Raw genomic sequence first — 6,114 nt, forward strand, 5'->3', positions numbered from 1 at the left:
CGAACGCCACGAGGTGCTGCTGCCAGCGCCTGCGGGCGCGCAGGTGGCGGATGCCGACCCGTCCGCTGACGTGCAGGCGGCCGTTGGACCAGCGGATCTCCTCGGTCTTCTGACGGACCCTGACGTCCTCGTCGAGCCGGTACACCTCGCGGGGCACCGCCTTGGCGGGATCCTCCGCGTCGAAGAAGGGATAGCGGACGTAGTAGCCGAGGCCGCGCCGCACGACGGGGGCCTTCTTGATCTCGACGCTCTTGGCGAAGGTCGCGACCTCGATGACGTCGTCCACGCGCCGTTTGCGCACCAGGTGGTACAGGAGGCGGTCGAGTGCGTTGAGCCCGCGCATGAGCCGTACGGGCACGTGGTCGAGGTAGGCGTTGAGCAGGTCGAGGACGACCTCACGCGCCTCCTCCTCGGCGTCGTCCAGGCGTAGGAGGATCTGGTGGAGCTCGCCCTGGAGGAGCACGCGGTCCCACAGCACGCGGTCCGCGCTGGTGAGGCTGGCGGCGAGTTCGCCCATGACGGTGAGGCGGCGGGTGAGCGAGGCCTTGTCCAGGGGGAGCGGGGACGCCTCGCGTCGGCGCATGAGCAGGACCGCACCGGGCAGGGTGTCCACGGTGCGGGCGGACAGAGCGGCCCGGCGCAGGACGAGGTCGGCGTCCTCGGGGGCGAGGGAGTGGTCGGACAGGGAGTCCCAGAACTCCCTGCGCCAGAGCTTGTTGCCCAGTGCTGTGTCCGACGCCAGGCCGGGGACGTTGCTCGGGTCCTCGGCCATGCGGTGCCTGCCGCAGTACCTGCGGTGCGCCCTGGAGGGCGAGGCGCCCAGTTCGTCGAACTTGTACACGTTGCCGACGACCAGGTCCGAGCGGGTGTCGGCGGCGCTGCGCAGGAGGTAGGCCACGGCGTACCCCGTGAGGGCGTCGGAACCCTCCAGGAAGAGCAGGTGGGTGCCGTGCGCGGCGGCGACGCCGCGTGCCCGTGCGGCGGGCCGGTCGGGGGCGGGGGCGCCGTCCACGAGGGCGGCGGTGAGGCCGGGGGGCGGGGAGGCGGCGAACGCGGCGGCGACGGCGAGCGCGGCCTCGCGGGCGGGCTCGACGGCCTCGTCCCCCTGCTCGTTCTCCTCCGCGCGTGCCTCGGCGTCGGTCTCCTCGGCGGTGTCGTCGTCACCGCCGGGGTCCGTGTCCCCGGTCGCTGGCCCGGTTTCGGAAACGCGTGAGGCGGCGCCGTCGCGTACGGGGACCAGGATGACCTCCGTACCCGTCCGGAACCCGCTCCCCCCGCCGTCGTCGCGTTGACGGGCCAGGGAGTCGAGGCAGTTCTGCAGGTGGGGCTCGGTGACGTCGAACGTCACGATGACAGTGGCTTCGGGCACGGAAGTTGACACCCTCCGGGGGTTCGACGGGCTACGCGCGGTCGGGGTACACGTGCCGCGCGCATCAGACGACTAACAACTTAACGTGTACTTTTTGTGACTCTGCGCATGCGACGCTCCGCGGAAGGCTGGCGACGCACGACAGGCGGGGCGCGCGTCCGGGCCGCACCGGTGCCCGGCGACGCGCCGGGAGCCTGCACTAGGGTTCAGGGCACGAGTGTGACAAGGCCCGGCGGCCCCGACGCCCACCGTCGCGTGTGGGCGCACCCCCGCCGGAGGGCCCGCCCTGCGGCGGCACGGACCAGAAGCGGATACGGACAGCATGGCCCCTCCCGAGCATGGTGACGAGAAGCGGCGTCGAGACCAGGGGCGGCCCCTACCCGAGGGGGATTCCCTGTACACACCCGGAGCGGGGAGACTGCGCCGGGCGGTGGAGGAGCGCAGCGCGGTGCCACTGGTGTGGCTGCACCAGCGCCCCCGGTGGCTGGCGCCGCTGGTGCTGGGCGCCCTGTTCATCACGGGGCTGATGGCACCGGGCCCGGTGGGCGCGCTGTGCCTGCTGCTGGTGGCGGCGTTCTTCGTGTGGCTGGCGTTCCTGACCTGGCCCTCCCTGAACGGCCAGGCGAGGGCGGCACGCGTGCTCATGGTGGTGGTCGTGCTGGTGTTGGCGGTGGCGCGCGCCCTCGGGTACTGACCACCCTGCGATGTTTTGACAATCATTTTCGTTTTCGCGATACTGGAGCAGTGTCTGACCAGTTCAAGGCCGCCGAGAACGACGCGCCGCCCGCCTTCCAGGTCGTCGACGCGCGCGTCGCCTACGACGGGGTCCCCGTGCTCGACGGTGTCCACGTGGACATACCCGCGGGCCAGACCATGGCCGTCCTCGGCCCCAACGGGTCGGGCAAGTCGACCCTGATGCGCGCGATGCTGGGTATCGTGCCCCTCGCCTCCGGGCAGGTCCTCGTGCACGGCACCCCGCTGCGACGGTTCCGCGCCTGGCGCCGGATCGGCTACGTGCCCCAGCNGCCGGGGGCGCCGTCCCCGCCACCGTCCGGGAGATCGTCGCCTCCGGGCAGGTCGCCTCACGCCGTCGGCTGTCCCTGCCCACCCGCGCCGACCGGGCCGCGGTCAACGAGGCCCTGGAGACCGTCGGACTGGCCGACCGGGGCCGCGACTCGGTACGCGAACTGTCCGGTGGACAGCAGCAGCGCGTGCTCATCGCCCGTGCCCTGGCCGGGCGGCCCGACACCTTCGTCATGGACGAGCCCATGGCCGGTGTGGACGCCGAGAACCAGCGTGCGCTGGCCAGCACCATCGTCCGCCTGCGCGAGCGCGGCTCCACCGTCGTCCTGGTCCTGCACGAACTGGGGCCGCTGGAGAACGTGATCGAGCGCGCCGTGGTGCTGGACTCGGGCCGCGTGACGCACGACGGCGCCGCGCCCGCGCCCACCGGTGAGTGCGCGAGGCCCGGACACGAGCACCAGCACCCCCACCCCGCTCCCCACGCTCCCGACTCCGCGGACACCACCACGGCCGCGGAGATGATCCGACTCGAGGTACCCGGCCGTGATTGACCTGCTCGACTACGAGTTCATGCGGCGCGCGCTGATCGCTGCGGTGCTCGTCGGTCTGCTCACCCCGGTCGTCGGCACCTACCTCGTCCAACGGCGTCTGGCGCTGCTGGGCGACGGGATCGGCCACGTCGCCCTGACCGGGGTGGCGCTGGGGCTGCTCACCAGCACCTCACCGGTCATCACCGCGGCCGTGGTGGCCACGCTGGGCGCCGTCCTCATCGAACTGGTGCGGGTGCGTACCCGCACCAGCGGGGACGTGGCGCTGGCGCTGCTGTTCTACGGCGGCATCGCGGGAGGCGTGCTGCTCATCGGGCTCACCCCCGGGGCGAGCAACGCCACGCTGGTCTCCTACCTGTTCGGCTCGGTGAGCACGGTGGAGGAGTCCGACCTGTGGGTGGTGGGCGTGCTCGCCGCCGGTGTGGCCGCGGTGGTGGCGCTGTTCGGCCGCGAACTGTTCGTCCTGTGCCAGGACGAGGAGGTGGCGCGGGCCCACGGGCTGCCGGTGCGCCTGCTGAGCGTGCTGTTGGCGGTGACCGCCGCCCTGACGGTGGTACTCGCGATGCGCGTGGTGGGTGTGCTCATGGTGAGTGCCCTGATGATCGTCCCGGTCGCCGCCGCCCAGCAGCTCACCAAGAGCTTCCGGGTGACGATGCTCCTGGCCGTGGTGATCGGGCTGCTGTCCTCGGTCGGCGGACTGACCACGTCCTTCTACGCCGAACTCTCTCCGGGCGCGACGATCGTGATCCTCGCCCTGGCCGTCTTCGGCCTGGCCGTGACGGTCGGCGGCGTGGCGCGCCGCCTCTCCGGGAGGCGTTCCGCGGCCACCCTTCGGTCCGCCGAGAGGGTTTCGGCCGATACGATGCCCCAGACTGATCGGGGGAGGGTGACACCATGAGTACACGACGCGAAGCGGTCCGTCAGGCGCTGACCGGGTCCTCCGGTTTCCGCAGCGCCCAGGACCTGTACGCGGACCTGCGCGCCGACGGTTCCAAGATCGGCCTGACCACCGTCTACCGGGCGCTCCAGGCGCTGAGCGACTCCGGTGAGGTGGACGTGTTGCGCACCGACGACGGCGAGGCCGTCTACCGGGCGTGCGACACCGAGAACCACCACCACCACATCGTGTGCCGGGTGTGCGCGACCGCGGTGGAGATCGAGGGCCCCACGGTGGAGAAGTGGGCCGCCGAGATGGGCGCCAAGTACGGCTTCACCGGGGTGACGCACACCGTCGAGGTCTTCGGCACCTGCGCCCGGTGTTCCTGAGGGGTTCCGAGGAAGTCCCCTCCCGCGAGCCCGCGTCCGTTCCGGCCCCGCTTCGCGCGGGGCCGGACGCGTGTGCGGCGTCCTCCCGGGGCGAACCCGGGGGTTCCGGCCCGCCCCGGGCCGCCGGGGCCGCGCGCGTCAGTCGCGGCGCAGCGGCTCCAGACTGGGGCGCTTGGGGTTGACGTTGTCGCCCGAGGAACGGCCGGTGAGGCGACGGCCGATCCACGGCACCAGGAACTCGCGTGCCCAGTGCAGGTCCTCCTGGCGGGCGGAGCGCCAGTCGGGCCGGTCGACGGGCGGCCAGGGCTCGTTCCAGTCGCCCTCCACCGGCACACCGAGCACCTCGCACACGCGCAGGGCCAGTCTGCGGTGTCCCTCCGAGGACAGGTGCAGGCGGTCCCAGCTCCAGGCGCGGGCGTCGTCCAGGATCCGCATGCTCCACACGTCCACCACGTCGCAGCCGTAGCGGTCGGCGATGGCCCGCAGGTGCATGTTGTACGTGGCGATCCTGCCGCGCATGTGGCGCATCACCGGCTGCCAGTTGGTGTCGAACCCCGTGAAGACGACGATGCGCGCGCCGGTCCGGCTGAGCCTCTCCACGGCTCCGGCGAAGGCGACGGCCACGGAGTCGGGGTCGCTGCCGGGGCGAATGATGTCGTTGCCGCCCGCGCACAGCGTGATCAGGTCCGGTGAGAGCTCGACGGCCCGGGGGACCTGGTCGGTGACGATCTGGTCCATGAGCTTGCCGCGCACGGCGAGGTTGGCGTAGCGGACCTCGCCGACCTGGTCGGCGAGGTGCTCGGCCACGCGGTCGGCCCAACCCCGGTAGCGGCCGTTGGGCACGCTGTCGCTGTCCGGGTAGGGGTCGCTCATGCCCTCGGTGAAGCTGTCACCGAGGGCGACGTAGGACAGGATGTCCTGGTGCACTGAGTTCGTCCCAAAACCGCTCATAATGCACGATCTTCCAACTCAGCGCCAGGGTTACGCGACAGTAGGTTGATGCTTCTCGCGGTTTTGGGAGGTAGCTCACACCCAACCCGGGAGGGGTACCGGGGTCAGCGGTCCTTGGTGATCCGGGTCAGCTCCGGGAGTTTGGCCGTGACCGTGTCGCCGGAGGAGCGCCCCGTCAGGCGGCGCCCGATCCACGGACCGAGCGACTCCCTGACCCAGGTCAGGTCCTCACGGCGCGCCCGGACCCAGCCGACCGGCTCGCGCTCGGGCCAGGGGGCGTCCCAGCGCTCCGACACCGGCACGCCGAGGACCTCGGCCACGCGCAGCGCCAGGCGGCGGTGCCCCTCCGGGGACATGTGCAGTCGGTCCTCGTCCCAGGCGCGGGCGTCGGTGAGCGCCCTCATCGACCACTGGTCCACCAGGAAGCAGCCGTACCTGTCGGCGATGGCGCGGACGTGCATGTAGTAGCGCGCGAACAGGCCGATGGTGCCGCGCATGTACCCGGTGGAGACGTTGACACCGGTGAAGAGCACGACCTGGCTTCCCGCGTTCCGCAGGCGCCCCACGGTGTGGTCCAGGATCCGGGCCATCCGCTCGGGGTCCCCGGCCGGGCGCAGCAGGTCGTTGCCGCCCGCGCTCAGGGTGACCAGGTCCGGGGCCATCGCGACGGCGGGCGGGATCTGGTCGGTGACGATCTGGCGCATCAGCTTGCCACGGACCGCCAGGTTCGCGTACTCGACCTCGCCCAGGTGGTCGGCCAGGTGCTCGGCCAACCGGTCCGCCCAGCCGCGGAAACCCGCTCCCGGCTCCGGGTAGGGGTCGCCCACGCCCTCGGTGAAGCTGTCCCCCACCGAGACGAGCGACATACCCGGCCTGAGCACCGAACCGTCCGCCATCACTTTCCGCCCTCCGTAACGGTGTTGGGCACGGCACCGCCGTAGCGGCGGGCCCGGCTCC

Annotated in this window: 5 protein-coding genes and 2 pseudogenes; 4 read left to right on the top strand and 3 right to left on the bottom strand. The window is 72.0% G+C overall.

What is annotated here, in order from left to right; all coding sequences use genetic code 11:
* Positions 1-1,369: pseudogene (locus D455_RS0115660) on the bottom strand (CDP-glycerol glycerophosphotransferase family protein); the annotation flags it as partial.
* A 322-nt stretch (positions 1,370-1,691) separates the two neighbouring features.
* Between D455_RS0115660 and D455_RS0115665 the strand changes: the two are divergent.
* The 4 genes and pseudogenes from D455_RS0115665 (at position 1,692) to D455_RS0115680 (ending at position 4,206) form a co-directional block, all read left to right on the top strand.
* Positions 1,692-2,063: a DUF6703 family protein gene (locus D455_RS0115665; protein ID WP_026122667.1), complete on the top strand. Its 372-nt coding sequence runs from the start codon at positions 1,692-1,694 to the stop codon at positions 2,061-2,063.
* 50 nt (positions 2,064-2,113) lie between these two features.
* A pseudogene (locus D455_RS30640) lies at positions 2,114-2,943 on the top strand (metal ABC transporter ATP-binding protein).
* Complete coding sequence (locus D455_RS0115675; RefSeq protein ID WP_017571659.1) at positions 2,936-3,838, top strand: metal ABC transporter permease; 903 nt, start codon at positions 2,936-2,938, stop codon at positions 3,836-3,838. Before D455_RS30640 ends, D455_RS0115675 begins: the two are co-directional and overlap by 8 nt.
* Positions 3,835-4,206 carry a Fur family transcriptional regulator gene (locus D455_RS0115680; RefSeq protein WP_017571660.1) on the top strand — a complete coding sequence of 124 codons (372 nt, stop codon included), beginning with the start codon at positions 3,835-3,837 and terminating at the stop codon, positions 4,204-4,206. Before D455_RS0115675 ends, D455_RS0115680 begins: the two co-directional genes overlap by 4 nt.
* A gap of 138 nt (positions 4,207-4,344) precedes the next feature.
* On the opposite strand, the gene D455_RS0115685 is transcribed toward D455_RS0115680, so the two are convergent.
* The gene (locus D455_RS0115685; protein ID WP_026122668.1) at positions 4,345-5,157 is read right to left on the bottom strand and encodes an SGNH/GDSL hydrolase family protein; all 813 of its coding nucleotides are present in this window, start codon (positions 5,155-5,157) and stop codon (positions 4,345-4,347) included.
* A gap of 104 nt (positions 5,158-5,261) precedes the next feature.
* Positions 5,262-6,053, bottom strand: coding sequence for an SGNH/GDSL hydrolase family protein (locus D455_RS0115690; protein ID WP_017571662.1), 792 nt, complete (start codon positions 6,051-6,053; stop codon positions 5,262-5,264).
* Between the last annotated feature and the right edge of the window lie 61 nt (positions 6,054-6,114).

It is taken from the genome of Nocardiopsis halotolerans DSM 44410 (assembly GCF_000341065.1).
In the GTDB taxonomy this organism is placed as follows: Bacteria; Actinomycetota; Actinomycetes; order Streptosporangiales; family Streptosporangiaceae; genus Nocardiopsis; species Nocardiopsis halotolerans.

Excerpts from the sequence above, each read along its gene's own strand:
- D455_RS0115665 (WP_026122667.1), top strand. The coding sequence starts at position 1,692 with ATGGCCCCTCCCGAGCATGGTGACGAGAAGCGGCGTCGAGACCAGGGG.
- D455_RS0115680 (WP_017571660.1), top strand. The coding sequence starts at position 3,835 with ATGAGTACACGACGCGAAGCGGTCCGTCAGGCGCTGACCGGGTCCTCC.
- D455_RS0115685 (WP_026122668.1), bottom strand. The coding sequence starts at position 5,157 with ATGAGCGGTTTTGGGACGAACTCAGTGCACCAGGACATCCTGTCCTAC.
- D455_RS0115690 (WP_017571662.1), bottom strand. The coding sequence starts at position 6,053 with ATGGCGGACGGTTCGGTGCTCAGGCCGGGTATGTCGCTCGTCTCGGTG.